General features: G+C 43.1%; 24 protein-coding genes, 2 pseudogenes and 2 riboswitches. Of the genes and pseudogenes, 5 read left to right on the forward strand and 21 right to left on the reverse strand.

Annotation, left to right across the window (positions count from 1 at the left end; translation table 11 throughout):
• Positions 1–89 precede the first annotated feature (89 nt).
• Complete coding sequence (locus tag B2899_RS12240) at positions 90–1,430, forward strand: cytochrome P450 (protein WP_286886136.1); 1,341 nt, start codon at positions 90–92, stop codon at positions 1,428–1,430.
• A 126-nt stretch (positions 1,431–1,556) separates the two neighbouring features.
• Here B2899_RS12240 and B2899_RS12245 read toward each other — a convergent pair whose 3' ends face one another.
• The 16 genes and pseudogenes from B2899_RS12245 to B2899_RS12320 form a co-directional block, all read right to left on the reverse strand.
• Positions 1,557–2,264 (reverse strand): pirin family protein, encoded by a 708-nt coding sequence (locus tag B2899_RS12245; RefSeq protein ID WP_286886137.1) that lies wholly within the window; start codon positions 2,262–2,264, stop codon positions 1,557–1,559.
• A gap of 145 nt (positions 2,265–2,409) precedes the next feature.
• A complete protein-coding gene (locus B2899_RS12250) occupies positions 2,410–3,336 on the reverse strand; it encodes a TauD/TfdA dioxygenase family protein (RefSeq protein WP_146807891.1) in 927 nt (308 codons plus the stop codon).
• A gap of 135 nt (positions 3,337–3,471) precedes the next feature.
• Complete coding sequence (locus B2899_RS12255) at positions 3,472–4,278, reverse strand: ABC transporter ATP-binding protein (protein ID WP_286886140.1); 807 nt, start codon at positions 4,276–4,278, stop codon at positions 3,472–3,474.
• A 28-nt stretch (positions 4,279–4,306) separates the two neighbouring features.
• Positions 4,307–5,362, reverse strand: a complete 1,056-nt coding sequence (locus tag B2899_RS12260; protein WP_286886143.1) for an aliphatic sulfonate ABC transporter substrate-binding protein — start codon at positions 5,360–5,362, stop codon at positions 4,307–4,309.
• A 45-nt stretch (positions 5,363–5,407) separates the two neighbouring features.
• Positions 5,408–6,151, reverse strand: coding sequence for an ABC transporter permease (locus B2899_RS12265; RefSeq protein ID WP_414631773.1), 744 nt, complete (start codon positions 6,149–6,151; stop codon positions 5,408–5,410).
• A gap of 270 nt (positions 6,152–6,421) precedes the next feature.
• Complete coding sequence (locus B2899_RS12270; protein ID WP_146807889.1) at positions 6,422–6,748, reverse strand: hypothetical protein; 327 nt, start codon at positions 6,746–6,748, stop codon at positions 6,422–6,424.
• A gap of 129 nt (positions 6,749–6,877) precedes the next feature.
• Entirely contained in the window at positions 6,878–7,432 is a 555-nt protein-coding gene (gene ssuE, locus B2899_RS12275; RefSeq protein ID WP_146807888.1) for an NADPH-dependent FMN reductase, read from the reverse strand.
• Positions 7,433–7,552: 120 nt separating this feature from the next.
• Positions 7,553–7,756 (reverse strand): YezD family protein, encoded by a 204-nt coding sequence (locus tag B2899_RS12280; RefSeq protein ID WP_246147171.1) that lies wholly within the window; start codon positions 7,754–7,756, stop codon positions 7,553–7,555.
• 48 nt (positions 7,757–7,804) lie between these two features.
• Positions 7,805–7,925: riboswitch (SAM riboswitch) on the reverse strand.
• A gap of 547 nt (positions 7,926–8,472) precedes the next feature.
• Positions 8,473–9,804, reverse strand: coding sequence for an MFS transporter (locus B2899_RS12285; RefSeq protein WP_286886148.1), 1,332 nt, complete (start codon positions 9,802–9,804; stop codon positions 8,473–8,475).
• A 125-nt stretch (positions 9,805–9,929) separates the two neighbouring features.
• On the reverse strand, positions 9,930–11,582 hold the full coding sequence (locus B2899_RS12290) for a thiamine pyrophosphate-dependent enzyme (protein WP_286886174.1): 1,653 nt from the start codon (positions 11,580–11,582) through the stop codon (positions 9,930–9,932).
• Between the two features lie 68 nt (positions 11,583–11,650).
• Positions 11,651–12,823, reverse strand: coding sequence for an LL-diaminopimelate aminotransferase (locus B2899_RS12295; RefSeq protein WP_286886150.1), 1,173 nt, complete (start codon positions 12,821–12,823; stop codon positions 11,651–11,653).
• Between the two features lie 88 nt (positions 12,824–12,911).
• Positions 12,912–13,075: pseudogene (locus tag B2899_RS18325) on the reverse strand (biotin carboxylase N-terminal domain-containing protein); the annotation flags it as partial.
• Between the two features lie 11 nt (positions 13,076–13,086).
• Entirely contained in the window at positions 13,087–13,587 is a 501-nt protein-coding gene (gene accB, locus B2899_RS12305; protein WP_414631774.1) for an acetyl-CoA carboxylase biotin carboxyl carrier protein, read from the reverse strand.
• A gap of 64 nt (positions 13,588–13,651) precedes the next feature.
• Entirely contained in the window at positions 13,652–14,656 is a 1,005-nt protein-coding gene (locus tag B2899_RS12310) for a biotin-dependent carboxyltransferase family protein (protein ID WP_246147170.1), read from the reverse strand.
• The gene (gene pxpB, locus B2899_RS12315) at positions 14,602–15,342 is read right to left on the reverse strand and encodes a 5-oxoprolinase subunit PxpB (RefSeq protein ID WP_146807884.1); all 741 of its coding nucleotides are present in this window, start codon (positions 15,340–15,342) and stop codon (positions 14,602–14,604) included. Before pxpB ends, B2899_RS12310 begins: the two co-directional genes overlap by 55 nt.
• 1 nt (position 15,343) lies before the next feature.
• On the reverse strand, positions 15,344–16,123 hold the full coding sequence (locus B2899_RS12320) for a LamB/YcsF family protein (RefSeq protein ID WP_146807883.1): 780 nt from the start codon (positions 16,121–16,123) through the stop codon (positions 15,344–15,346).
• 215 nt (positions 16,124–16,338) lie between these two features.
• On the opposite strand from B2899_RS12320, the gene B2899_RS12325 reads away from it, so the two are divergent.
• Positions 16,339–17,136 (forward strand): IclR family transcriptional regulator, encoded by a 798-nt coding sequence (locus B2899_RS12325; protein WP_146807882.1) that lies wholly within the window; start codon positions 16,339–16,341, stop codon positions 17,134–17,136.
• A gap of 159 nt (positions 17,137–17,295) precedes the next feature.
• On the opposite strand, the pseudogene B2899_RS12330 reads toward B2899_RS12325, so the two are convergent.
• Positions 17,296–17,466 (reverse strand): annotated as a pseudogene (locus tag B2899_RS12330) (Tn3 family transposase); the annotation flags it as partial.
• Positions 17,467–17,551: 85 nt separating this feature from the next.
• Here B2899_RS12330 and B2899_RS12335 point away from each other — a divergent pair.
• Positions 17,552–18,073, forward strand: a complete 522-nt coding sequence (locus B2899_RS12335) for an RNA polymerase sigma factor (protein WP_286886158.1) — start codon at positions 17,552–17,554, stop codon at positions 18,071–18,073.
• Entirely contained in the window at positions 18,042–19,118 is a 1,077-nt protein-coding gene (locus tag B2899_RS12340) for a DUF4179 domain-containing protein (RefSeq protein WP_286886161.1), read from the forward strand. The genes B2899_RS12335 and B2899_RS12340 overlap by 32 nt, the downstream gene beginning before the upstream one ends.
• Before the next feature lie 207 nt (positions 19,119–19,325).
• Here the strand turns inward: B2899_RS12340 and B2899_RS12345 are convergent, their stop codons facing one another.
• Both B2899_RS12345 and B2899_RS12350 read right to left on the reverse strand, forming a co-directional pair.
• The gene (locus tag B2899_RS12345; RefSeq protein WP_286886162.1) at positions 19,326–19,781 is read right to left on the reverse strand and encodes a single-stranded DNA-binding protein; all 456 of its coding nucleotides are present in this window, start codon (positions 19,779–19,781) and stop codon (positions 19,326–19,328) included.
• A gap of 33 nt (positions 19,782–19,814) precedes the next feature.
• Positions 19,815–20,816: a Rad52/Rad22 family DNA repair protein gene (locus B2899_RS12350; protein WP_286886166.1), complete on the reverse strand. Its 1,002-nt coding sequence runs from the start codon at positions 20,814–20,816 to the stop codon at positions 19,815–19,817.
• 270 nt (positions 20,817–21,086) lie between these two features.
• On the opposite strand from B2899_RS12350, the gene B2899_RS12355 reads away from it, so the two are divergent.
• Positions 21,087–21,773, forward strand: coding sequence for a M15 family metallopeptidase (locus tag B2899_RS12355; RefSeq protein WP_286886168.1), 687 nt, complete (start codon positions 21,087–21,089; stop codon positions 21,771–21,773).
• Positions 21,774–21,823: 50 nt separating this feature from the next.
• On the opposite strand, the gene B2899_RS12360 is transcribed toward B2899_RS12355, so the two are convergent.
• On the reverse strand, positions 21,824–23,041 hold the full coding sequence (locus B2899_RS12360) for a trans-sulfuration enzyme family protein (protein WP_286886170.1): 1,218 nt from the start codon (positions 23,039–23,041) through the stop codon (positions 21,824–21,826).
• On the reverse strand, positions 23,028–24,170 hold the full coding sequence (locus B2899_RS12365; RefSeq protein WP_286886173.1) for a trans-sulfuration enzyme family protein: 1,143 nt from the start codon (positions 24,168–24,170) through the stop codon (positions 23,028–23,030). Before B2899_RS12365 ends, B2899_RS12360 begins: the two co-directional genes overlap by 14 nt.
• 94 nt (positions 24,171–24,264) lie before the next feature.
• A riboswitch (SAM riboswitch) is annotated at positions 24,265–24,382 on the reverse strand.
• Positions 24,383–24,510: the final 128 nt, after the last annotated feature.

A 24,510-nucleotide genomic window follows, 5' to 3' on the forward strand; every position in this document is an offset into this window, starting at 1 on the left:
AGGCGAAGGCCTTTTTCTTCCCCAGATCTTCTTTCCTCTTCCCTCTCCTTCTTTTTTCATGATTTTCACAGAAAAATGGAGGTATACATATGAATGAATTGGAAGTGCTGGGCCCAAAAGGACTGCCTATTACCGGGAACTTATTGTCATTTCGTAAAAATCCGCTGGAATTTCTGCAGCGGGCGGCACGAGAATACGGAGACATAGTCCACCTGAGGTTCGGTCCTCGTCATCTATATCTAATTAACAATCCCGACTATATTAAAGACATTCTTGTCACCAAACAGGCCCATTTTCGGAAAGGAAAAGGACTTCAAGTCGCCAAGGCGGTTGTCGGAGAAGGCATCTTAACCAGCGAAGGCGAGCACCACATGCGTCAGCGCCGCCTGATGCAGCCCTCGTTCCGTCAGAACCACATTAAACTCTATGCAGATACGATGGTCAATTACGGGGAAGCGATGATAGGACAGTGGCAGAATGGCGAAGAACGCATTATCACAAAGGATATGATGGAATTGACTCTGGCGATTATTACAAAAACGATGTTTGGAACTGATGTTAAAGAAGATGCGGACGATATTGGACACACAATCGAAGTCGGCCTTAAATACGTAAGCAGGCGCGCCTCATCCTTCATCGACATTCCGCAAAATATTCCAACCAGAAGCAACCTCGAGTTCAAGGAAGCGGCGCAAACACTTGACCGCGTCATCTACTCAATCATTGAAGAAAGACGCAAAAGCAAGGAACCTCCCCGGGACGATTTGCTGTCTATGCTGCTGGCGGCACGCGATGAAGAAGATAACACGGGCATGACAGACAAGCAGGTGCGTGATGAAGTCATGACTATCTTCGTCGCCGGACATGAAACGACAGCCAATACGCTGTCCTGGACGCTGTATCTTCTCTCACAAAATCCGAAAGCAGAGGAAAAACTGTGGAAAGAGATTGATCGGGTACTTAGAGGACGCCGTGTAACGTTCGAAGATTTACCGGAGCTAAAATACGCGGAAAATATTATCTGGGAAGCGCTGTGCCTATATCCGGCAGCGTGGGCGATTAACCGCGAAGCAATCGATGAGGTAGAAATCGGCGGATATACGTTTAAGCCCGGTGAAACGCTGATGATGAGCCAATACGTCATGCACCGCAGGCCGGAATATTTTGAGCGCCCGGATGAATTTCATCCTGAACGGTTTGAAGGCAATCTGCTAAAAGAAATTCCGCAGTTCGCGTTCTTCCCGTTCGGCGGCGGTCCGCGAGTCTGTATTGGCAACCACTTCGCCATTATGGAAGCAACCCTGATTCTCGTAACGATTGCACAGAAATTCCGGATGCGTCTTGTAGTCGGCCACCATCCGGTGAAACCCGAGCCTGTCGTGACGCTCCGCCCGAAAAACGGGCTGCGTATGATAGTGGAAGAACGATAAATCGTGAGGAAAGAAGGAAATCATTCCCTCATTCTTTCCTCTTTTTTCTTTCTTATCGCAGAATTCAGCCGGCCTTCCCGTAATTTTCATGTCGGAGTTGCGGTTGAAAAACCATGGCGGTTTCGTCTACGGTAAGTCAATAAGCATGAAATGCGTATCATTCTTCGCTTTTACTTCTAATGTCGGCGTCTCATTAATGCGTGCCGCATCCCGTTTTTGCAGCACCTTTTCACCGTTCAGCTCTAACTCGCCTTCCATAACAAATACATAAATGCGCCGGCCTTCCGGCTGGCTAAACGTAATCGTTTTGTCGGCATCGAGCCTGGAGAGATACAGCGTCAAATCCTGATGGATATGCGCTACACGGTGTTCACCGGTCTGACGCTTGGACACAATAGGCAGCAGGTTATTTTTCAATGCTTCCTGGTCATAAGCGAATTGTTCATAAGAAGGCTTGAGTCCCTTCTCGTCCGGCAGGAACCATAGCTGTAGGAAATTCACGTCTTCTGTATCGGATGGGTTAAACTCGGAATGGACGATGCCTGTTCCGGCCGTCATACGCTGAATTTCCCCCGGGACGAGCACCTCGGAATTTCCGGTACTGTCCTGATGTTTGAGCTGTCCCTGAAGAACAATGGATACAATCTCCATCTCACGGTGCGGATGGGACCCAAATCCTGTTAGAGGCTGGACGATATCATCATTAAACACGCGGAGCGGACCAAATTGCAGGTTGTTCGGATCGTAATACTCGGCAAACGAAAAACTGAAGTTGCTCTGCAGCCATCCATGATTGGTTGAATAACGGGAAGCTGCCGGATATATCGTAATCATGATGCCCCTCCTGTTCCAAATTACTTACTTTATGTAAGTATATTATGATAAATGAACAAGGAAGTCAACCTTCAACAGCTATATTTATTTTACTCATAGAATACGAGCATTACCTCTTCACAGCCCGGTGCATAAGATGGTATGGTTAGACGTTGTCCGGAATCGGCTTTACTTTCTTCCGTGTAACACTATGTCGTCCATCAATACTGACAGGAACATCACCGGCCAAAGTAACTCGGCGTACTACACGCTCCTGGTCTCCATAATCATTAATTGCATAATGTTGTGTTGCTCGATTGTCCCAGATCGCTACATCCCCAACAGCCCAGCGCCAGCGGACAGTATTCTCCAATTGAGTGATATGTCCCTGAAGAACAGAAATGAGATGATTGGAATCTTCTAACGATAATCCTAAAATTTTCTTCGCAAACTGCCCCAGCACTAATGTTCGCTCTCCTGTCTCTGGATGCACTCGTACGACAGGATGCTCGGTCTCGTAAATCGTCGATGTAAACAATTCATTATAGTAGTAATCGTCTGCTGATGAGGTGCCTTTATGATGGGCTGCATAATCGTATTCGTTGGTATGCAGCGCCCAAAGACGATCAGCAAGGTCACGCAACCCTTCCGGTAGGTTCTCATAGGCGGCGGCAGTATTCGCCCAAACGGTATCCCCGCCGGTTTCGGGAATTATAACGGCACGAAGAATTGCAGCCTGCGGATAAGCATCTACAAATGTTACATCGGTGTGCCAGGCATCGGCACGTCCTCCTCCGTCGTTTGAATTCAGCTCAAGCAAATGCTGTGTTCCCTCTTTAATTGGTACCGTTGGATGAGAAACAGGCTCACCTAAAAGACGGGCAAAAGCTTCCTGACCAGCATCATCAAGGTGGTACTGCTTACGGAAGAAAAGTACTTTATATTTCAACAAAGCCTGCCGTATTGCGTAAACTTCCGGAGCGCCTAAATGTTCAGAAAGTCGAAGCCCTTTTATTTCGGCACCAATTCTCCCGGCTACCGGTTCAATCTTCAGGTTTGTTTTAATAAACTGAGTTTGATCATCTTTACTCATATTGCTTCCTCCTCATTAATTCATTCAAATAGAAATGATTTTTAGTTTATATACGGGTCAACAAAAAAGGCCAGATCATCCCTATAAGCGATGTCCTGGCCTCCAGTTGTCCGGTCGGCGTTACATAACGGGTATCTACTGCTTTCTTATCATAGAGATTAAATAATTTCGTAGATCATTAAATTCCTTTACATGTTTATTTTCTTCAATTGATTTATGGCGTGGTAACGGATTCGGCATATCAACTACAATCCTTCCAGGGTTAGGCTGCATGACTACAATTCGTGTTCCGAGTAACAACGCTTCCTCTACGTCATGAGTAATAAAAAATATGCATTTTTTTGTTTGTATCCAAATCCTGTGAAGGTGATTCTGCATGGATTCGCGGGTTAGCGCATCAAGTGCACTAAATGGTTCATCCATTAATATCACTTTAGGATCAGCGGCCAGTGTTCGAGCAATAGCTGCTCTTTGCTTCATGCCTCCTGAAAGTTGATAAGGCCACTTCGCGGCAGAATCCTCTAATCCTACTATCTTTAAATAAGAAGAAACAAGATTTTTTCGCTCTGACCTTGGTATGCCTTTCATTTTCAAGCCAAATTCTATGTTTTTTTGAATAGATAACCATGAAAATAAATTATGATGTTGGAACACCACGCCTACATCCGAATTCGGTCGGGTATGCCGTGTTCCATTAATCGTTATGTCTCCACTTGTAGGCTTCTGGAAACCTGCCAGAACATGTAGCAGCGACGATTTACCGCAGCCTGACGGACCCAGCACGCATACAAAATCACCTTTGTATAATTGAAGTGTAATATCTTCTAATACGCATAATTTTTCATAATGATCGGAAAAGTGCAGGCTGATGTTTTTCATTTCGATAAATGGAAAGCATGCGGAACTTTCGACATGCTGTATACGAGATATATTGACTGGCACAAACGTCCCCCCTTACGCATCTTGCACCTTACTTATATAAATCACTTAATAGAGCCTGTTGATACGCAGGGGCATCGGGTGAAGAGGCAATCGCTTTCTGCGCTGCCATAAAATCACCGGTATCCTTTAACACTTTAGCCAGCTCTCCCGGTTGTCCCGGGGTACCAAAATACTTTTTCTGCTGGGAAACGTCTAACCATATGATTTGTTTCATCGTTTTTAAGCTTTCCTCTGGAGATAATTCCAGTTCTTTAGAAAGGACTTGTGCTGATTGTTCCGGTTTTTCATGATAATAATGTACTGCCTCATCCAAAACAGAGATATACCCTTTTACAATGTCAGGATAATTCTTTGCAAAATCTTTATGAACAATTCCAAACTCTGCTGTTATTACACCTTTAGCAGCTAAGTCTTTAGATGTAATGATGATATCGCCTCCATCCTGCACCAATTTTGCCTGCATTGGCTGCCAAATATAAGCGCCATCGATATCTTTTCGTTTCCATGCAGCATAAATATCAGGCACCTGCATATCAAGAATCGTTATGTTTTCTTTTTGTGGATCAATCCCTTCTTTCTTTAGCGCCCCCAATAAACTAAAGTGTGAGGTTGAACTGAAGGTGGTTGCAATTTTCTTGCCTTTCAAATCTTTTAATGATGTAATGCCCGCATCTTCTTTTACTACCAATGCCTCACTTTCACCAATGAGATCGTGAAGGTAATATACCTGATAAGGCAATCCTTTTGCAATTCCTATAGAGCCTGGTGGGGTCCCTACAAGACCAAAATCGATACTCCCACTCGCTATCGCATTATTGACATCTCGTCCTGAATCAAATTTAATCCAATTCACTTTTATATCCGGATACTTTTTCTCCAGTAATCCTAAAGCCTTAGCAAGGAGTTCTCCATTAGGAGAAACCTGATAACCTATTCTAATTTCTTTTGGGATTGCACCAGACGAAGAAGGTAAAGAATTACCTTTTTGAGTTGATGCTGCTTGATCCGAGCATCCGGTGATAAAAGTAAAAATGATAACCATTAGTGTTACTAGCCCCACGTATATTTTTCTTTGCATAACCATCAACCTCTCTCTTTATACGGTATTTTTTACTATTCTAAATTTTTATTATCCTTCTCTCCCAACCCAATGGAATTGAAGGCGTTGATACCATCTAATAATGCTATCCATCAGTATGGCAATTCCCCCCATTAAAATAATGCCTACGAAAACAATATCACTTCGCAAATACTTACTCGCGTCCAATACCATCCATCCGATTCCTGAAGTAGCAGCTACCATTTCTGCAGCCACTAACGTCGCATATGTAACACCAATTGCTGTCCGAAGTCCTGTAATAATATCTGGAAGGCAGGACGGAAGGACAATATGTACAAGAATCTTCGTTTTCGTTGCTCCTAATGACAGGGCACTGTTTATCCGATCACGTGGCACCCGTTGTACACTTGATACGGTAGCAATAAACAGTGGAGCAAAAGCACTGAGAAATAATAGAGCTATTTTTGAAGTGTTATCGATACCTAGCCACAGAACGAGTAATGCGTAGTAGGCTAGTGGCGGCAAAGGCCTGTAAAACTCAATGATTGGATCAAAAATGGCAAGTATATATTTTGAATAACCACATAAAATCCCAAGCGGTACTGCTGTAAAAAATGCTAAAACTAGAGCCAAAAATAATCGATACAGGCTGTTTAAAACATGGGTCCCCAACGAGGAGCCTTTGTATCCTTCCCATATTAAGTCTAAAAAGGCTGCCCATACCGATTGAGGAGAAGGCAAAAAAAACGGGTCTATCCATCTCAAATTTGTACTTACTGTCCAAATCAGCATCAGTAACGCAATGCTAGCCATCGAAATTACTCGTACATGCACTTGCTTTTTGTCTATTTCCCGTGGTCCCTTTTCTCTTTCCATTTACTATCTCCTTTCTCGTTGCAATATAAATAAAAAAAGACTCCTTATTAAATAGCTGAATAAAAGCTAAATAAAAAGGAGCCTTCAGTTGACTGATCGGCTATCTAAGATACTATCAATTTTTTACATTATAAATATCATTACTCCAATAAGTCAAGTAAGAATAAAAGATAACATTTACCTGTTTTCATCCTTTTTTGTGCTATATTACGAAGAAAGAACAAGATGAAGCTGGCGAATTTGTTCCATAATGCTTTGCCTCTCCGCTCTGAGAAGCAGTACTTTCCATTTTAATTCCTCAAATAGATGCGGTTCTTTGCTGTGGCAAAGCTGACGATAAACGAGCACCAAATCTTCATTAATCTGATCAAACTTCTTCCACAATCCCTCGCTAACCATTTGGTGCAACTCCTGACGAAGCAGTTGATCTTTGTTATGCAAAGCAGCCAGAATTTGTTTCTGCCATTCGATATCACCAATTTTTTTAGCGTAAATATAAAGATCCAAATGGTCATTCACCCATGTTTCCATCATCTCTATCTCCCTCCTCGTTCGCTTGCTTTCTCAAATACCTGAAAAAACACAGCACATCTTCTTGTTTATTGGGCTACCGCGTCCTCTTCTGATGTTCTTTCAAAAACAATGTTCCATTCAGCAGCTTTTTTACGTTCGCACAGGTACCTCCTGGTTTTGCTTGATAACGGTAATAAATTCATGCAAAGAACGCTTGAGTCGCTGATTGTTTTCTTCATCTACACGAATGGTTCCATCGCTGACAACTTCAATGCTTGAATCTAGCAAATAGACGCCGCCCAGAATATAACGGGCTCCCAGGGCCGAAAGCACCGGTTTCAGTGCATAATCAATACTTAATAGATGACTTAATGTACCTCCTACAGCCAGCGGAAGTACAACTTTGTTCGCCAGCGCATCACGCGACAATAAATCAAGCAGCGCTTTCAATCCTCCTGCATACGCCGCTTTGTATACCGGGGTTGCAATAATAACGCCGCTCGCCTCTTCAATTAATGTACTGATGTTGTGTACAACAGGACTATCAAATCTGCCATAGACTAAATCCTCTGCAGGAATATCACGCACGGTAAACGAAACCGTATGCAATCCCTGATGCCCGATCAGAGTGTTCAGATACCGAACTACAGATGAAGTACGGGAGCTAGGAGAAATGCCTCCAGAAATGCTAATAATATCTGCCATTTTATTTTCCTCCATTATGAAATCATGTACTAAAAAAGGCTCCCACTCCCTTGCGCACCGGCAGGCAAATAGAGCAGGAGCCTTCGGTTGACCGATCGGCTGTCGATGTGGTTTCGTGTGCTACTTTCTTTTGGACGAGAATCTTGATACGTTGGTTGTTGAAGAAGACGAGCGCTGAACCGGGAAGCGTTGCTTTTCCAAACGATCGATTTGTGTAATTTTTGAATCATGGATGGCGATTTGAATCGATCCATACTGTAATCCTTGCAGCGCATCCAAAATATAATCGATCATTTGGTTTTGTTCTTCTTTTTCTGCGGACACATAAACACCTCCTTACCCCTGTGAGATAAGGAGGCGATATCAGCACATTCCTTATCTCTCAGGAAATTCTCCTGCTGGATGTAGCACCTTCCCGTGTTCTTCGCCAACGAAAGAACACAGGGGTTGCCGGGCTTCATCGGGCCAATCCCTCCGCCTCTCTTGATAAGTCATCTACCTTTTTTGCTTGTTGGCACCATCATAATACAATTAATCCTAACGGTCAACTAGGAATTTTAGATCTATTTCCCTTTTACCTAAAAAATATGAAAACTTCTATTTCCACTTTAATTTTCAGAAAAAATTTTTTAGGTATGTTCAGGTCAACAAATCCGTTTCCTTCAATACAAATTCGCGGTTTCTTGAAAGCAATGAAGATCGATCGGTTTTGTGCCAGCCCACTCTGCTGCCTGTAATCTCTATGCTGCTGGTTCGGTGGTAATCTGTAATCTCTACTTCAATCTTTTTCCGTACCTAAATGCATCCCAAAAACTATATCCTTTTACAACGGCTAAACACATATTTCTCGCGCTTTTAGCATCCCGATAGATCACATAAAGATACGGTATGATTTCTTGCTTCTTTATCATTTCTTTGCTAAGCATTATCACCTGTATTTTTCCGGTCGCAATCTGGCCATATTATAGAAAAGGCCTTCTGATTCTTGCTATTCAGAAGGCTCGTTACCCTAATAAATATTAATACTGCTTAAACCAGGTTTAGGTTCCTATCTTTTTAGCATAATTAATAAGCATAGACGCTACAGCCAAAACTAGACCAGTAGCAGAAAACAACATAAGAGCAATAAAGTAGGAATCTGTGATAGATACAATAAAACCAATACAAATGGGTGTAATAATACCTGAAATATTCCCTAAGAAACTCATACACCCTGCTACCATACCGACGTGTTGACGTTGGGCGATAGCGGCAGGCACAGTCAGGTATAATCCGGTCCAACGAAGGAAAAACAGTGCAATAGCAAGTAAGGTAATAGCCATGTTCACCGAAGTTATGTGTCCTAGGAGGAAAATCGAAATGCCGGTCACCACCCCAGAAATAGACAGGAGCGTACGCATGACCGTATTATGACTTCCTCCTTTCTGTCTCCAAAAATCCGCAATCCAGCCGCCAATTAATTCTCCGACAAATCCTGCACCAAAGATAATAAACACAGACGTGCCTATACTCTTTATATCTAAATGTTGTGTCTTAGCTAAATACATTGGTCCCCATGTCATCAAACCATAATATACGGTGCAATACGCAAACCAACCTAAGCACATAAACCAGAAACTACCACTTCTTACGTACTGCTTAATTCCGACTGCTCCCGTAGACAAGATCTCAGCGTTATTATATTCCTTATTAAGCTCAGTTTCCAGGTATTTACGTTCCGCTTCATTTACTCTTGGATTCGTGGAAGGATTTCCTCTAATAACCCTCCAGGTAAGTAATCCAATTATAATAGTGAGAATCCCTGTTCCGATCAAGGCACTGCGCCATCCACCGAACCAGGCCATAAATCCTACAATAATCGGTCCTCCTATTGCTGTTCCCAGTGGAGATCCACTGTCAAGAAGGGTAGCACCACGACCTCTTTCCTTAGAGGTTAACCAGATAGACTGTAATTTTCCTCCCGCCGGATAAACAGGTGCTTCTGTCACACCAAGTAGAAAGCGTAAGGCAATAAGCATCTTACTACCGTTAACAAATCCCGTAAACAGTTGTACGATTCCCCATAATACCGTTGCGCCTGCTACCACACCGGCAGGTTTATACCGGTCCGCAATCCAGCCGGAAGGAATTTGCATTAAAGCATATCCCCAGAAAAAAGAACTTAATATCACGCCTGTAATGGCCGGGTCCAGGTTTAAGTCCTTTGTTATGACAGGTAAAGCGATTGATAAAGCAGAGCGATCAACATAGTTAATTGCTACTAAGACAAGCAGCATGATAAACACTTGCCAGCGAACATTGGTAGGTTTCATTGGACCGAAGCTCACTTCTTGTCGAGATAAACTCTCAGTATATTTATTTGGTACCGTCATGACTATCAACCCCATTTCGTTCATTTTTCAGACAAGTAAAACGTATCAGTGTATATAAATGCACGTAAACTCTCATGAGAAACGGAGCTGTAGATATGGTTATAATCTCGTCCGCTGCTTTTTGTTTAAGATTTTTGCAATGATTTCTCGCGAATAGATGTGATGGTTGCTTGTACAGAAATACGTTCAGGGTTTGTTATAATTTCAATAATTGTTACTCTTTTAGAGGCGAGCGCGTATTTAAGCGTATCCTTAAATTCTTTATGTGTTGTTACACTGAAGCTCTGTGCCCCTAAAGCAACACCTAAAGCAGAAAAATTGGTGTGGCTTAACTCAGTGCCAATAACCCGTTCGGGATAATGCATTTCTTGATGCATTCGAATTGTCCCGTACATGCTGTTGTTAAATACGAGTGCAATAACCGGAATATTGTAACGAACTGCCGTTTCTAACTCCTGAATTGTCATCATAAAACCACCGTCTCCTGACAGGGAAACAACTGTTTTATCCGGTTTTGCCAGTTTTACACCGATCGCCGCCGGCAATCCGTATCCCATCGCACCTGATGTTGGGCCGATATATGTTTTGGGACTGGTAAAGGAATAAAAATTGTGCAACCAGCCTGCAAAATTACCGGCATCGTTTGTGATTATGGAATCCTCTGGAAGAATCTCTTGGAGAATACGAATAATTTCCCCGTTATCGATCGTATGTTCTTTCTCCGTATCCACTCTGTCACCAGCATGCTTATATATTTCATGCCGCTCACTTGCCCACACAGTCCAGCTTCGATCCAGCTTCATAGTAAGTAATGCGTCCAGTGCCTCTTTTGCGTCAGCTACAATACCAACATGCGGACTGTACACCTTACCAAGTGTTGCCACGTCAATATCAATATGAATTAATTTTTGTTCCGGGTTCAAAATACTATAATCCTGTGTTGTAACTTCTGATAAACGTGTACCAATTGCCAGCACTAGATCAGCCTGACGCAGCGTATCAAGTACAGGTGCAAATGTGCCAAGTCCTGAATGGCCAACATATAACGCGTGGTCATTAGGGAACACATCATGGCGACGAAACGAAGACATGACGGGAATCCCGAACCTTTCTGCCAGTTTACGCAACGACTGTTCTCCATCCGCTGCTATTACACCACCTCCAGCAAGAATGAGCGGTCGTTCCGATTGTTCAAGTAGTTGTTGAACAGATGCAATCTCTTTAGCACCAGGACGTGGGGTTGGAACTGGAGTAACAGGTCCAAAACTCATTTCAGCTTCTGCTACAAGAACATCTTCAGGAAGGGCAATGACCACAGGTCCCGGTCGCCCGCTCTTTGCAATACGAAACGCCCGCTGTACGAGTTCAGGTATCCGTTCTACGTCTTTGATTTCTACGGCCCATTTAGCGATATGACCGAAAAAACGATCTAGGTCTACCTCTTGGAATCCTTCCCTGCCACGAAATTTACTATGAACCTGACCTAGAAAAACTACCATGGGTGTAGAATCCTGATAGGCAGTATGAATGCCGATTGCTAAATTAGCTCCTCCGACAGCCCGTGTTGCCATAGCTACACCTGGCTTTCGAGTCGCTTTACCGTATGCTTCCACCATAAAAGCAGCCCCTCCTTCATGGCGGGTAGAAATTAATTTAATACTATCCGTTTCATAGATACTGTCCATCAAAGGTAAGTAGCTTTCTCCAGGAACACAGAAAACATGTTCCACACCTTCTAGTCGCATACACTCTACAATGGCACGGGCTCCACTCATCATCTGTTTCACTATTTTCTCCCTCCTTTTTATTTCATTATTTGAAATATATTTTCATATATAGAACAGGACTAAACACCAAGGGTCATCTTCGTCTTAATCCGGTGAATAGCTTCCTGTAATCGTTTCGTTGGCACAGATAATGAGATTCTAAAATATCCTTCTCCGTATTCTCCAAATGCTGTGCCAGGTGTTACAATTACCCCGGTCTGTTCCAGTACTTTGCTCGCAAATTCGTTAGACGTATATCCTTCAGGTACCGCTGCCCAGATGAAAAAACTTCCTTTTGGGGTATCCGCTTCAATCCCTATTTCCTGAAGTGCTGTAAGCATACTATTCATCCGTTCCCTGTAGATTTGATTGTATTCCCTTACGCAATTTTGCTCAGATACAAGCGCGGTGACTGCTGCTTTCTGGATAGGAAGAAATTGACTTGTATCTATATTACTTTTTACAATGGATAATGACTGAAGAGCTTCTCTGTTTCCCACTGCATACCCAATTCTCCATCCTGTCATTGTATACGTTTTGGAAAGTGAACCAAATTCGACAGCGACTTCTTTTGCTTCTTTTACCTGTAAAATACTTGGAGCCTTATATCCATCAAATGTAACCATTTGATAAGCCGCATCATGTGCAATTGTTATACGATTACGCCGGGAAAAATCTACCGCTTTCTGAAAAAATTCAAGATCCGCCACAGCCGCTGTCGGATTTCCTGGATAATTTAAAAACATCACTTTTGCTTTTTCCACTTTTTGTGCGGGTATCATCGAGAAATCCGGAAGAAATTGATTTTCCCTTAGCAACGGCATACTGTATGGAATTCCATCGGCCAAATACGTAGCTGTCCGATACGTTGGATATCCGGGGTCCGGAAGCAGAACAACATCATTCGGATCGATTGATGCCGTAATAAAATGAGCAATACCTTCTTTTGATCCGATTAGCGCAAGAACTTCTGTCTCCGGGTCTAAGTCTACATTGAAATGCTTTTTATAAAATTGAGCCACTGCTTCCCGGAATTCAAGACAACCATTGTAACCAGCATATTTAAAATTATCCGGTTCTTTCATTTCTTCAAGTAATCGATTTACAATATGCGCTGGAGTAGGCAGGTCCGGACAGCCGATGCCCAGGTCAATTACGTCCACTCCTTTTTCAATTAAACTTCGTTTTTTTCTATTAATTTCGTTAAACAAGTACGAAGGAACATTCGTAACACGCCGTGGTTTTATAAACATCTCTCTCTCCTTCCCACATCTTGCTCTACTAAAGACAGTGAATTCATTTTTAAAAATTTGGTATTGAATTTGCCCTGTACAAAAGCTGACACAGGTCCAATGCAGTAAGCTTCATCGACTGGTTTTACATGCAACGCCTCACGATCAGCCTCAGAATAGACGACAACAGTCACAATTCCCATTTCCTTACATACCCTGATGACACGAACAGCAATCTCTCCTCGTGTTAGCAATCAATACTCTTTTAAATATGTGTTTCTCCTTTACTCGGGCTTGACAAGAAAAAGAGGTTGACCGTATTCTACCAACTCCCCGTTCTTTACTAACACTTCCACAATTTCCCCTGTAACCTCTGCTTCAATCTCGTTAAATAACTTCATAGCTTCTACAATGCAAACAATCGAGTCTTCTTTCACTGTATCTCCTACCTGTACATAAGGAGAAACTCCCGGTTCAGGAGCACAATAAAATGTGCCTACCATAGGCGAGATAATACTGTGTAAATCAGCCTGCGTATGACTAGCTTTTTCCTCTGAAGGATCTGCTTCTTGTTGAGGAAGTGCCAGTGGTGCCGACGTCTCTATGTTTTCATGAACAAATTGCTCTTTACTAATAGGACTAGCTTCTAATAATGCTGTCGATTTAACTGGCAAACTTTCTTTCTTTATTGAAATCTTGAATGATTCATGTTCGAGTTCGAATTTTTGAATTGAAGATTGATCGATTAACTTGATAACTTCTCTTACTTCATAAATCTTAAGCAACATAATCACTCCTGCATCCTCTATAATAAATCTTGAGAACTCCATTACGTTACAAAAAAGTGATTTACACCTTCATTGGGATAAGATGATTGGCTAGACGTAAATCCGAGAACAATTGTTCCTGTTTTCTTACCAACTCTTGAGCATCTTCCACCTCTATTACTTCAAATTCAATCTGGTCCCCTGGCTTTTTTTGGGCCATATGCGGAATATCGATACTGATAACAACTCCTGCTATTGTATAACCACCTGATGTACCACAATCCGCCATGTGTACTATTGGTTGGCCATTTGCTGGAACTTGTACAGAACCAACCGTAATAAACCCAGAGATAATATCAGCTCCATTTATGTGTTGAAGCGGCTTTCCTTCGAGTCTATATCCCATACGATCCGAATTATTTGAGATCGTATAGGTGCTGGAAACAAGGGTTTGGAGCGCTTCTTGCGTAAAAGCAGTATCATGCGGACCTAGAATTATCCGAATAGGACAAGGTGTTTTATAATTAGGGATATCCTTACTTTGTAATTTTCTCCCAAATATGCGATTGAAATCGAATCTCGATGCTCCGATAGGAATACGATCACCGTTCTTAAGTGCCCGGCCTTCCATTCCTCCATAATTCCCCCGTATAAAAGTAGAGCGGCTGCCCATAACTTTTGGAACCTGAATGCCCCCGGCGAAGGCAATATACGCCCTACATCCATATTTGCAGTTACCGAAGCTTAGTTCATCTCCTTCTTTAACATATAGAGACTTCCACATCGAGACGGGCCTCCCATTAATACGCGGCGATAAATCTCCACCGGTTATTGCAATAACTCCTTCTCCTTCAAATGTTAACTGAGGACCGATTAAGGTTGCTTCAAGCACTGCCTCTCCTTCATCATTGCCCACTAAAATATTTGCAAAACGCATGGCGAGAGAATCCATCGCTCCACATGCAGACACTCCGAAAACCTGATAAGAATTACGGCCTAAATCTTGTACCGTAGTAAGTAATCCTGCCTTCACTACTTTAGCGAATTCCATTCCTGATCCCACTCTCTTTGTCTTTGTTCGTCCCATAAATCCGCTTCCTCTGCACTGATTTGAACACATTGAATATAGTCTCCTGCCATGAGCAGGCTTGGGGGCTCACAATAAGGATTAAATGTTTCCATTGGTGTCCAGCCCACAAGATTCCAGCCTCCTGGTGACTCAATGGTATAAAGCCCTAACTGCTCATTTGCAATGGCAATGGTTCCTTTTGGAATTTTAAGACGTGGATTGGCACGACGAGGCAAAATCAAACGTTCATCTATATTCCCGCAATGCGGAAACCCAGCTATAAATCCTAACATATACACAAGATAAGGTTTGGATTGCAGGATGCTTATTACTTCATCCGGACTTAGTTTGACTTTTTGTGATACTTCCTGTAAATCCGGACCGTACTTTCCTCCAAATACTACTGGAATATAAATTTTTTTACTATTTGTGCTTGCTTCACTATAAATGTGATTTTCTAATAGTTTTAGCTCACTCACCAATTCAGTGAATTTAATAATAACCGGGTTATAGCAAACTGCCAGACTATTAAAAGCCGGAATAAGCCTTTCAATTCCTGCAATATTTCTTTCTGTAATTATATGGGCAAAGGAGCAAACACGCTTATTTACTTCAGGAGACAATATATTTTCAAATTTTATAAGGAGTGTTTGTTCCCCCATTGGAACATAGGAAAGAGACGTGGTTAGCGCATTTGTATGCAAATTATCTCACCTCTTCTACGCATTGGCCGATAGGAGCTATTTTCACACCAGCCTTCTCCAGTTCGCTTCTCAAATGACGAATGATCTCAAGCGAACCTTGTGTATCCCCATGAACGCAGACACTATCTCCTGTAATATCAATCAATTGCCCGTCTATTGTCTTTGCCTTTCCTTCTACTACCATTCGCACTACGTTTTCTGCTGCTTCTTTTGGATCTTTGATTACAGCACCCGGGATTTTGCGAGAGACAAGGGTGCCGTCTTTGTTATATGCACGGTCTGCAAAAATTTCTAAAATAACCGGAACCCCCTTCGCTTCTGATACTTTGTGTAACTCGCTACCCGGTTTTACGAATATAGGTGTACCTGGAAGGACCATAAGCGTAGAGTCAACTATCGCTTCTGCTATTACACGATCGGTGTCAGCCATATTATTCATATTTCCATGTGGTTTAATATGCTGTATTTTCACATCATGTTTACGACAAAATGCTTCTAATGCACCGATCTGATAAATGTTATAGTTGACTAACTCTTCATAAGAAACGTCCATGTTTCTTCGGCCGAAACCGAGTAAATCCGGAAAACCCATATGCACCCCAATTCCTACATGATTTTTTTTCGCGATTTGAACTGTTCGATCCATCACATTTGGGTCGCCGGCATGAAATCCGCATGCGATGTTTGCAGAAGTAATTAATTTGATCACTTCCTCATCCATTCCTAACGTATAAACACCAAAGCTTTCTCCCATATCGCAGTTTAAGTCAATCCGTTTCATAACTACCTCCACCTCATTTCAATTATTGAAATATTATTTCAAATATTTCATTCCGCAATCTGATTATAAAATAATTAGACAAAATATTCAAATATTTTTGTCAAATAATATTACACTTTTTATCATTTTAAAAATAGAAACACTGTTATATTATTTGAAATAGTTTTTCTAATATGATTAAATACTTGATAACAACAGTCCTTGGAGGAAAAATCATGAATCAAAGTGTGATTAAAGCTCTTAAACTACTGGATTTTTTTCTGGGAGAAAAAAAAGAGCTAACACTGAGTGAAATAGCAACTAAGTCTAATATGCCGAGGCCAACGGTTTATCGACTCCTTACTTCCCTGGAGGTATGTGGTTTTCTGGCAAAGACGAAGAATACTGAACAGGATGTTCGCTACCATTTGGGCCTAAAGCTTCTTGAATTAGGGAACATAGTCCTGGAACAATTAGAATTACGTACCGTTGCTTTGCCCTGGATGAGAAAACTCTGTGCTGACATTAATGAAGCTGTACACCTGGTTATACTGGATGGAGATGAAGCTGTATACATTGAAAAAGTTGAAAGCAGCCATGCGGTACGGCTGCATACAAGAGTTGGAAAGCGTTCTGAGTTATATATCGGTTCCGGTCCCAAATTACTACTTGCTTATTTGCCTAAGGCAGAACAGGAAACTCTTATGGAAAAAATGACTTTTACTAAGTTGACGCCGCATACAATCGGAAATAAAGAAACTCTGTATAAGGAAATCGAAAAAATAAGGCGTAATGGATATTCCATTAGTAGAAGTGAACAGGATGAAGAAACAATAGGTGTTTCCTATCCTATACTGGACTATACTCATAAGGTTGTTGCTGCACTTACTGTAAGTGGCCCGACTACAAGAATGCAAGAAAAAGTTGAAGAGATCATACGTAAGAAAACAAAAGAAACCGCCAGTCGAATTTCCCGTGAACTAGGATATATAGAAGCTAAAGTGCTGGAAACGGGAAAAGTGCAAAAAATATGAACTTACCCCTGTCAAGTGGACAGCACTTTAAAAACCCGTAACGAAGTTACGCACAAACCTTAGTCCGATATTCAATCGGGCTAAGGTTGTTTAATTTTTGTTAGAAAATAGATTGTCTAACCCAAGGGGTTTTTAACAGTGTCTATTTTAGGAGGGGTATTTCACATGCATCCCATCTGATGAGGAGGTTGTACCATTTCCCCAATAAGATGAGAGAGAAAGACGATGCTGAAAATTAACAAGTGCAGCTTGTGCGCATGTCATTGCATCCTCATATAGTCTCCATGGAGCAGCGTTAGCCATTTGTTGGTATGTAATTCCGGGTGTAGCTAAAAGTTTAATTATTTTTTAAAAAAACCGGGAACCTATTTCTACTTTTTTGCATAATACAGGCGAAAGGATGGTGAGGACAAAATTGGAGCGTGAAAAACGACTGGAAACATGGATGGATCTGTACACTCAGCGTCTAGTTCGCCTTGCGTATACATACGTTCGTGAGTGGACAACAGCAGAGGATAAGGTACAGGATACTTTTGTTAAGGTGTACGAAAAAATGGATCAATTCAAGGAAGATCATGACCCATTCCCCTGGCTTGCTAGAATTGTCATTAACGAGTGTAGAATGGCGCAAAGGAAAGGGTGGAGGGAAATCATATCCGCACTATTGCCTGAGCGTGCTGATATTAGCTCGGAAGACACCTTTTTCGTAATGGAGTCTAATCAAAAAATGTACGATATTGTTCTAAAACTTCTGGAACCTTATCGTACCCCCATAATCCTGTATTATTTTGAAGAGTTATCCTTAAAACAAATTTCCGAAATACTTGGGATAAACGAAGGAACCGTGAAGTCTAGACTAGCACGAGGCAGAAAACGATTAAGAAAAGTATGGGAGGAGGAATATCATGAGTTTGGACAAGCAAATCAAAGCTGCTAAACTTTGTCACGAAAATCACACTGTAAATGTTGAGGATTTCAAAAAACGTGTATTTCAAAAATTGGAGGAACAAAAAGAATTGAAAACCAGACAATCGTGGCCCATACTCCAAAAATCGGTAACTACTTTCATTGCGTATGGAAGAAAGGAAACTTTAAAAAAAACGGGCGTTCTCATAACAGCTACCGCAGCGTCGCTAGTGCTGGTAATCGGAGTCGGTGTTACATCCCCCAGTTTTGCCCAGACTCTAAAACAGATGCCTCTAATTCAATCGGTATTTAATATTGTGGGTGGTGACGGACTCAAAAAAGCCCAGAAAAAAGGTTTAGTCACTGATATACAGAAAATCGCAACTGACAAGAATATCACGGTTACCATCACGGAAGCCTTTTATGACGGCTCACAGGTCTCCGTTGGATATATACTGGAGTCTCCCGATAAATTGCCTGACAGGGTTTATCAAGAAAAAACTATAAAAATAAACGGAACCTTACCTGAAAAATGGGGGGCTGGCGGGGCGATCCATCGTATTGATGACCATCATACTGTAGGCGTCATTAACTTTAGCACAAGTGAATCATTACCCGACAAATTTAAGTTCGATCTTGCTATTACAAAGATTGGAGATATAAAGGGAGATTGGTCTTTTTCCTTTCCGGTTGTGAAGAATGACACTTCAAATAAACAAATTGTACCAATGTTAACAAAAACGTATCAAGACATGACCGTAATACTTGAAAAGGTCACATTCTCAGTCAACTCAACTGAAGTAGTGGGGCAATTGATCCAACCAAGCGGATCCCTTTCGACGATTTTTGAAGTGATTGATGATAAAGGAAATAAAATCGAACTTCTTAGTTCATCAGCTGAGGAAAATAAAATAGATAGGGAGAAAGAAATCATTCGTTGGAAAGCGATCTACCAGCCTTTGCAAGAACCACCCAAATCTTTAACTATACGTCCTATTACTAGAGATCAAATTGATCTTCCTTCAGATATAGTCAAGGGACTAGAGATAACGATTCCAATTCAAAAAAATAGTTGATCAATTTCTTTGCTTGTAAACCTGAACAATGAGAAGATTTATCAGAATTCGTGCAACTAACGGGGAACGAGAGTTCAATAAAGGCAGCGGCAGTCTAGGACGTTATTTTCACAATCCTTAGCTGCCGCTATTTCTTTACAGTTCAATGATTAATCAGTATGTTCTTTAAAATAAAAGATTCATACATGCTTGCACATTGTTCGGTAATTAAAATGGCAAGTCATCATCCGAAATATCGATTGGTCGCTGATCGTCGGCAAACGGATTGTCATTCTGGAAATTCCGTGAAGGCTTACCGCCTCCGCTGAATACGGGTGTTCTCTGTTCGAAATCACCCAAACCCTGGCCACCGCCAAGAAACTGAACATTTTCCGCAACCACTTCCGTCACATAGACACGCCGACCTTCATTGTTCTCATAATTGCGGACCTGAATTCTTCCCTCTACCGCCGCCTGCCTTCCTTTGCCCAGATACTGTGCACACAACTCCGCCTGCTTGCTCCATACGACAATCGGAATAAAATCGGTCTCCCTTTCGCCCTGCTGGTTGGTCACACGTCTATCTACGGCCAGAGTAAATGTGGCAACCGCTGTGCCGTTTTGCGTATAGCGCAGTTCCGGGTCTTTCGTTAATCGTCCGAGCAAAACTACTCTGTTCAGCATACTGATACCTCCTTTTGTGTTTTTTTAGGATGCTTACGCCGATTTCTCTTCAGTATTTCCCAATCGTGTCTTTCGCAATTGCTTAAAGTAACGATGCACGGACGTGAAATGTACGGACGGCAAAGCGTCAACCGTAGTAAACCGTTTGCCGAGATCTTCCGCTTCTTTCACGACATCAACTTCCCGTTTCAGAAGATAGGCGATAATCGCCTGTACGATATCTCTTTCCTGAGCGTTCTCGTTAAAATCGTGGATGAGACTGCGCAAATAATTGGCCTGCATCTCGTTAATGAAAGCCGGATTCTCTGAACCGATCTCTTCTTCAGATCTTTCCTGGTTTCTTTCTGCCTTTCTGGATTCGTCCCGGCTAACGGAATGCTTGTCTCTAAAGTCAAATACATCCGAATAGAAGATTCCGTCCGTCCAACCCATCTTCTCGTAAAACACCTTAAATGAATCAGGCAGTACCGGGATTCCGTATTTATACTCATACTCTGAAAGACCGAACTTCTCAAGATTTTGGATATAGAACCTGCTCTGCGGTTGCCCGTCTTTGTCCCGATTTGCCCGGATGGAAATTACTTCACCCCGATAAATGTGTGCGGCAACCCCTAACCAGGAGCTGCACTTCTTCATTCCGTCAGATACCGCGGATTTAATCGCTTGCTCCAGCGCGTCACCGCCGGGTTTGGCTTCCCCGTGAAGCTTGCTGATAGTATGTACGCCGTACTGACGTACGCTGTGCTCCTTACCATTGATGACGGCACGCACTTTAACCCATACACCCACGCACCATGTATCCGTATTTACCCGGGCATCTTCCGCTTCATATTGAAATTGTTCGAATAACAGTGCGTTTCTGTCTGCAATGCACTGCTGTGAGATATAAATATTTCCATCATCGTTTACTTTATAATGACGGTACGGGAACGGAGCGTCCGCCAGCTTTAGCCAGCGCTCCTTCTCCATAATCTGCTGCTTATAGGAATCAGGCAGTTCAATTTCTAACGACTGTGCTATGTTTTCGATACTCATACGATTTTCCCCTTTCCTGGGTGCTTTCACAAGACGCGGCGGGAAACTCTATTCATATAAGAACTTATGTTCTCATTATAGTACATATGTTCGCTTTTAGCAACCTAAATAAAGGGAATAACGGTATTTATAAAGAAGAAATATATGGTATTTTTCATCATTACTATCCGTCTTCTATTTCCTTAAATGTTAGAATTTATTTCCATAGTTACATTTATCCCCTGGTTTTCCGTGCTATACTTGGCTTATGAATGCAGGAGGTGACGTATAATGAAGCGCTTTTACGAAAGGCTTGCTTTCACCTGTATACTGACACTGCTGGCAGGAGGAGCAACTTTCGCAGCTCCGGCCGCTACCACTACTCCTATCGAAGGTAAGGTTACAGCGGCGGCTACCGTAAGTTATGGCAGCGTTCCGGCCAGCATACAGCGCAAAATTATGGGTATTTCTTTCAATAAGAAAACACCTGTTAAGATGAATGACTTATCTTATGTAAAAGTACGCTACATAGGGTTTGACAACAAAGAACACCAGGGAGAGCTTATCGTTCATAAAAAGCTGGCGAAGGATGTATCTGAAATTTTTGAGGAACTGTATAAGAAACGCTATCCAATCGATAAAATCCGACTTGTGGATGAATACAAAGGATCGGACGATTTATCAATGAAAGCTAACAATACTTCCGCTTTTAACACGAGAACGGTTGCGGGCAAGAACAAACTTTCAAACCATAGCTATGGTATTGCTATCGATATTAACCCGCTGCAAAATCCACACGTTGTCGGCAGCAACGTGAGTCCGGCTACCGCCAAGGCATACGCGAATCGGAAGGTGGTTCGAAAAGGAATGATCGTAAAGGGCGATGCGTGTTATAACGCGTTCAAGAAACGAGGCTGGATCTGGGGCGGAGAATGGAAAAGCTCGAAAGACTACCAGCATTTCGAGAAAAAAATCTAGTAAAACGCAAGAAAGCTGCCGCAGCGGTAAAAACCGTCGGGCAGCTTTTTTTATTTGGAAACAGAGATATTCCCGTATGTCCGTACATCCGATGATGCAAAGCCCATACATCGGAAAGCCTGCTCAAAATCATGAATTAAATCATCCGGCTCCTCAAGCCCTACCGATAACCGCAGCAGCGTATCCGTCACACCCATCTGCTTGCGCTTCGCTTCCGGAATGCTGGCGTGCGACATCCGTGCGGGATAGGTGACAATACTCTCTACCGCTCCAAGGCTAACCGCGATGGCCGGCAGCGTAATTTGATTCAAAAAGCTTTCCACTTGCTCCACATTGCGAAGGGAGAACGAAATAATTCCCCCGAAGCCTGCCGCCTGAACAGCCGCCAATTCATGGCCGGGATGATGGGCTAATCCTGGATAATATACACGCTCTACCGCCGAATGATTGTCTAGCCATTCCGCTATTCGCCGCGCACTTTTTTCATGCTGGTCCATGCGCACTTTCAATGTTTTCAATCCGCGCAGTAAAAGCCAGGAATCCTGCGGGCCGAGAATGGCACCGAACGCATTCTGAATAAATCCGATTTCCTCGGCCAGCTCTTTTTCGGCCGCGACTACCAATCCGCCTACAACATCGCTGTGACCGCCAATATACTTGGTGGCGCTGTGCACCACAATATCCGCTCCTAACCGAAGCGGTTGCTGCAGGTAAGGGGTCATAAACGTATTGTCTACGATGGTAAGCAGATTGTGCTGTTTGGCTAGTCGGCATACGGCCTCAATGTCGGTAATATTCATCTGCGGATTGGACGGACTCTCCAAAAACACGGCGCGCGTCGCCGGGGTAATCGCGTCTCGCACAGCATTGATATCGGTTGTATTCACAAATTTCGCCTGAATACCAAAACGGGGAAATAGCTTCGTAATCGCCCGGTAGGTCCCGCCGTAGATATCATCTGAGAGCAAGATTTCATCATCTGTCTTAAAGAGACAGAAGACGGAGGAAATGGCAGCCATTCCGGAAGAAAACGCAAAGCCCGCGTAACCGCCTTCGAGGTCGGCGATTGCTTGTTCCAGCGCTTCACGGGTCGGATTTCCTGAACGGGAATAATCATAGCGGCCCGGCTCTGAAAGCGAGAATTGATGAAATGTCGACACCTGGTAAATGGGCATGCTGAGCGCTCCGTGATGCCTCTCATCTACCGTCTCCGCGTGAACAAGACGAGTTCCGAATGATGCGTGCGTTTTCTGGTTATTTTTTAACATAAAGCGCCTCCTCTAAATCCAGAATTAAGTCGTTCGCGTTCTCAATCCCGACAGACAACCGCAGCAGCCGGTCCGTAATCCCGAGATGTTCTCTTACTTCTTCCGGTATATCCGCATGCGTTTGGCGCGCAGGAAACGTAATGAGACTTTCCACACCGCCTAAACTTTCAGCAAACGTGATAACTTTTACATTTTTTAATACGTGTGGGACAATATCAGGGTCATGAACCGAAAAAGAAAGCATCCCGCCAAAGCCCGATGCTTGCCTCTCAGCGACTTCTCGGTTCGGGTGTCCGGACAGTCCCGGATAGTACACCGTCTCTACCGCCGGATGCCGCTGCAGCCATTCGGCAATCGCGAGAGCGTTTTGCTGCTGCTTCTCTATCCGTATCGCGAGCGTTTTAAGGCCGCGTAGGATAAGCCAGGCATCCTGCGGTCCAAGGATCGCTCCACAGGCATTCTGCAGCAAACCGATACGCTCGCCAAGCTCTGCATCCCGTGTAACTACGAGGCCGGCTACCGTATCATTATGCCCGCCCAAATATTTCGTTGCGCTGTGAAGCACAATGTCCGCGCCGTATGTGAGCGGCCGCTGCAGGTAGGGTGTCATGAATGTATTATCGATAATGGTAAGCAGGCCATATGTACGGGCAAGTACAACCGCCTTTTCCAGGTCGGTAATTTTCATCAGCGGGTTAGTTGGCGTTTCGATAAATAAGGCCCGTGTATCCGGATGTATCGCTGCTTCTATCTCCTTCGTACAGGAGGTATCAACAAAACTTGCCTGAATGCCGAATTCGGAAAACACCTGTGCAAGCAACCGATATGTTCCTCCGTATAAATCTTCGGATACGACAAGGTGATCTCCCGGCTTAAACAAAAACAGCACGGTTGTAATCGCGGCCATCCCGGAAGAAAAAGCGAAGCCTCGCGCGCCTTGCTCGAGAGCCGCGATCGCTTCCTCCAGCGCCGTTCGGGTCGGATTGGCAGTGCGGGAATAATCGTATCCTGTGCTCACCCCCAGTTCCGGATGTTGAAATGTGGCACTTTGATAAATCGGTGTACTAATCGCGCCAGTCGTGCTATCTCTTTCCACTCCTGCTCGGACAAGCAAAGTCTCAATGTTCATGTTCTTCCCCCATTCGACTCTCCGTTATAAAATCTACAAAAAATAAAACACTCTCCGTCGCAGAGAGTGTTTGTATGCAGAAGTTCACCACACTCTCCTATCGACAGGAACCATCGTTCCGCAGGCATTGGCACCGTTTAAGCAAAACGTAAATTTTGCCTAATGGTTGCCGGGTTTCATCGGGCCAGTCCCTCCACCGCTCTTGATAAGAGATTACCTATATTCATATATAACTTTTCAGCCGCAACCCCGTCATAAAAATTATGGGAGAGAAGCTAACTTTTGTGGTACGAAGGGAAGAGAGAAGAGAACGAGGAGAGGATTTCAATGTGGAAAAAGG

This window comes from Aneurinibacillus sp. UBA3580, from assembly GCF_002375825.1.
In the GTDB taxonomy this organism is placed as follows: Bacteria; Bacillota; Bacilli; order Aneurinibacillales; family Aneurinibacillaceae; genus Aneurinibacillus; species Aneurinibacillus danicus.

Coding starts and splice junctions, on each gene's coding strand:
- B2899_RS12340 (WP_286886161.1), top strand. CDS start 18,042: ATGAGTTTGGACAAGCAAATCAAAGCTGCTAAACTTTGTCACGAAAAT.
- B2899_RS12265 (WP_414631773.1), bottom strand. CDS start 6,151: ATGGCTAGCATTGCGTTACTGATGCTGATTTGGACAGTAAGTACAAAT.
- B2899_RS12245 (WP_286886137.1), bottom strand. CDS start 2,264: ATGATTACGATATATCCGGCAGCTTCCCGTTATTCAACCAATCATGGA.
- B2899_RS12325 (WP_146807882.1), top strand. CDS start 16,339: ATGAATCAAAGTGTGATTAAAGCTCTTAAACTACTGGATTTTTTTCTG.
- B2899_RS12320 (WP_146807883.1), bottom strand. CDS start 16,123: ATGAAACGGATTGACTTAAACTGCGATATGGGAGAAAGCTTTGGTGTT.
- B2899_RS12285 (WP_286886148.1), bottom strand. CDS start 9,804: ATGACGGTACCAAATAAATATACTGAGAGTTTATCTCGACAAGAAGTG.
- B2899_RS12345 (WP_286886162.1), bottom strand. CDS start 19,781: ATGCTGAACAGAGTAGTTTTGCTCGGACGATTAACGAAAGACCCGGAA.
- B2899_RS12360 (WP_286886170.1), bottom strand. CDS start 23,041: ATGTTAAAAAATAACCAGAAAACGCACGCATCATTCGGAACTCGTCTT.
- B2899_RS12270 (WP_146807889.1), bottom strand. CDS start 6,748: ATGATGGAAACATGGGTGAATGACCATTTGGATCTTTATATTTACGCT.
- B2899_RS12310 (WP_246147170.1), bottom strand. CDS start 14,656: ATGGGACGAACAAAGACAAAGAGAGTGGGATCAGGAATGGAATTCGCT.
- B2899_RS12240 (WP_286886136.1), top strand. CDS start 90: ATGAATGAATTGGAAGTGCTGGGCCCAAAAGGACTGCCTATTACCGGG.
- B2899_RS12250 (WP_146807891.1), bottom strand. CDS start 3,336: ATGAGTAAAGATGATCAAACTCAGTTTATTAAAACAAACCTGAAGATT.
- B2899_RS12350 (WP_286886166.1), bottom strand. CDS start 20,816: ATGAGTATCGAAAACATAGCACAGTCGTTAGAAATTGAACTGCCTGAT.
- B2899_RS12295 (WP_286886150.1), bottom strand. CDS start 12,823: ATGTTTATAAAACCACGGCGTGTTACGAATGTTCCTTCGTACTTGTTT.
- B2899_RS12260 (WP_286886143.1), bottom strand. CDS start 5,362: ATGGTTATGCAAAGAAAAATATACGTGGGGCTAGTAACACTAATGGTT.
- B2899_RS12290 (WP_286886174.1), bottom strand. CDS start 11,582: ATGATGAGTGGAGCCCGTGCCATTGTAGAGTGTATGCGACTAGAAGGT.
- ssuE (WP_146807888.1), bottom strand. CDS start 7,432: ATGGCAGATATTATTAGCATTTCTGGAGGCATTTCTCCTAGCTCCCGT.
- B2899_RS12365 (WP_286886173.1), bottom strand. CDS start 24,170: ATGAACATTGAGACTTTGCTTGTCCGAGCAGGAGTGGAAAGAGATAGC.
- B2899_RS12355 (WP_286886168.1), top strand. CDS start 21,087: ATGAAGCGCTTTTACGAAAGGCTTGCTTTCACCTGTATACTGACACTG.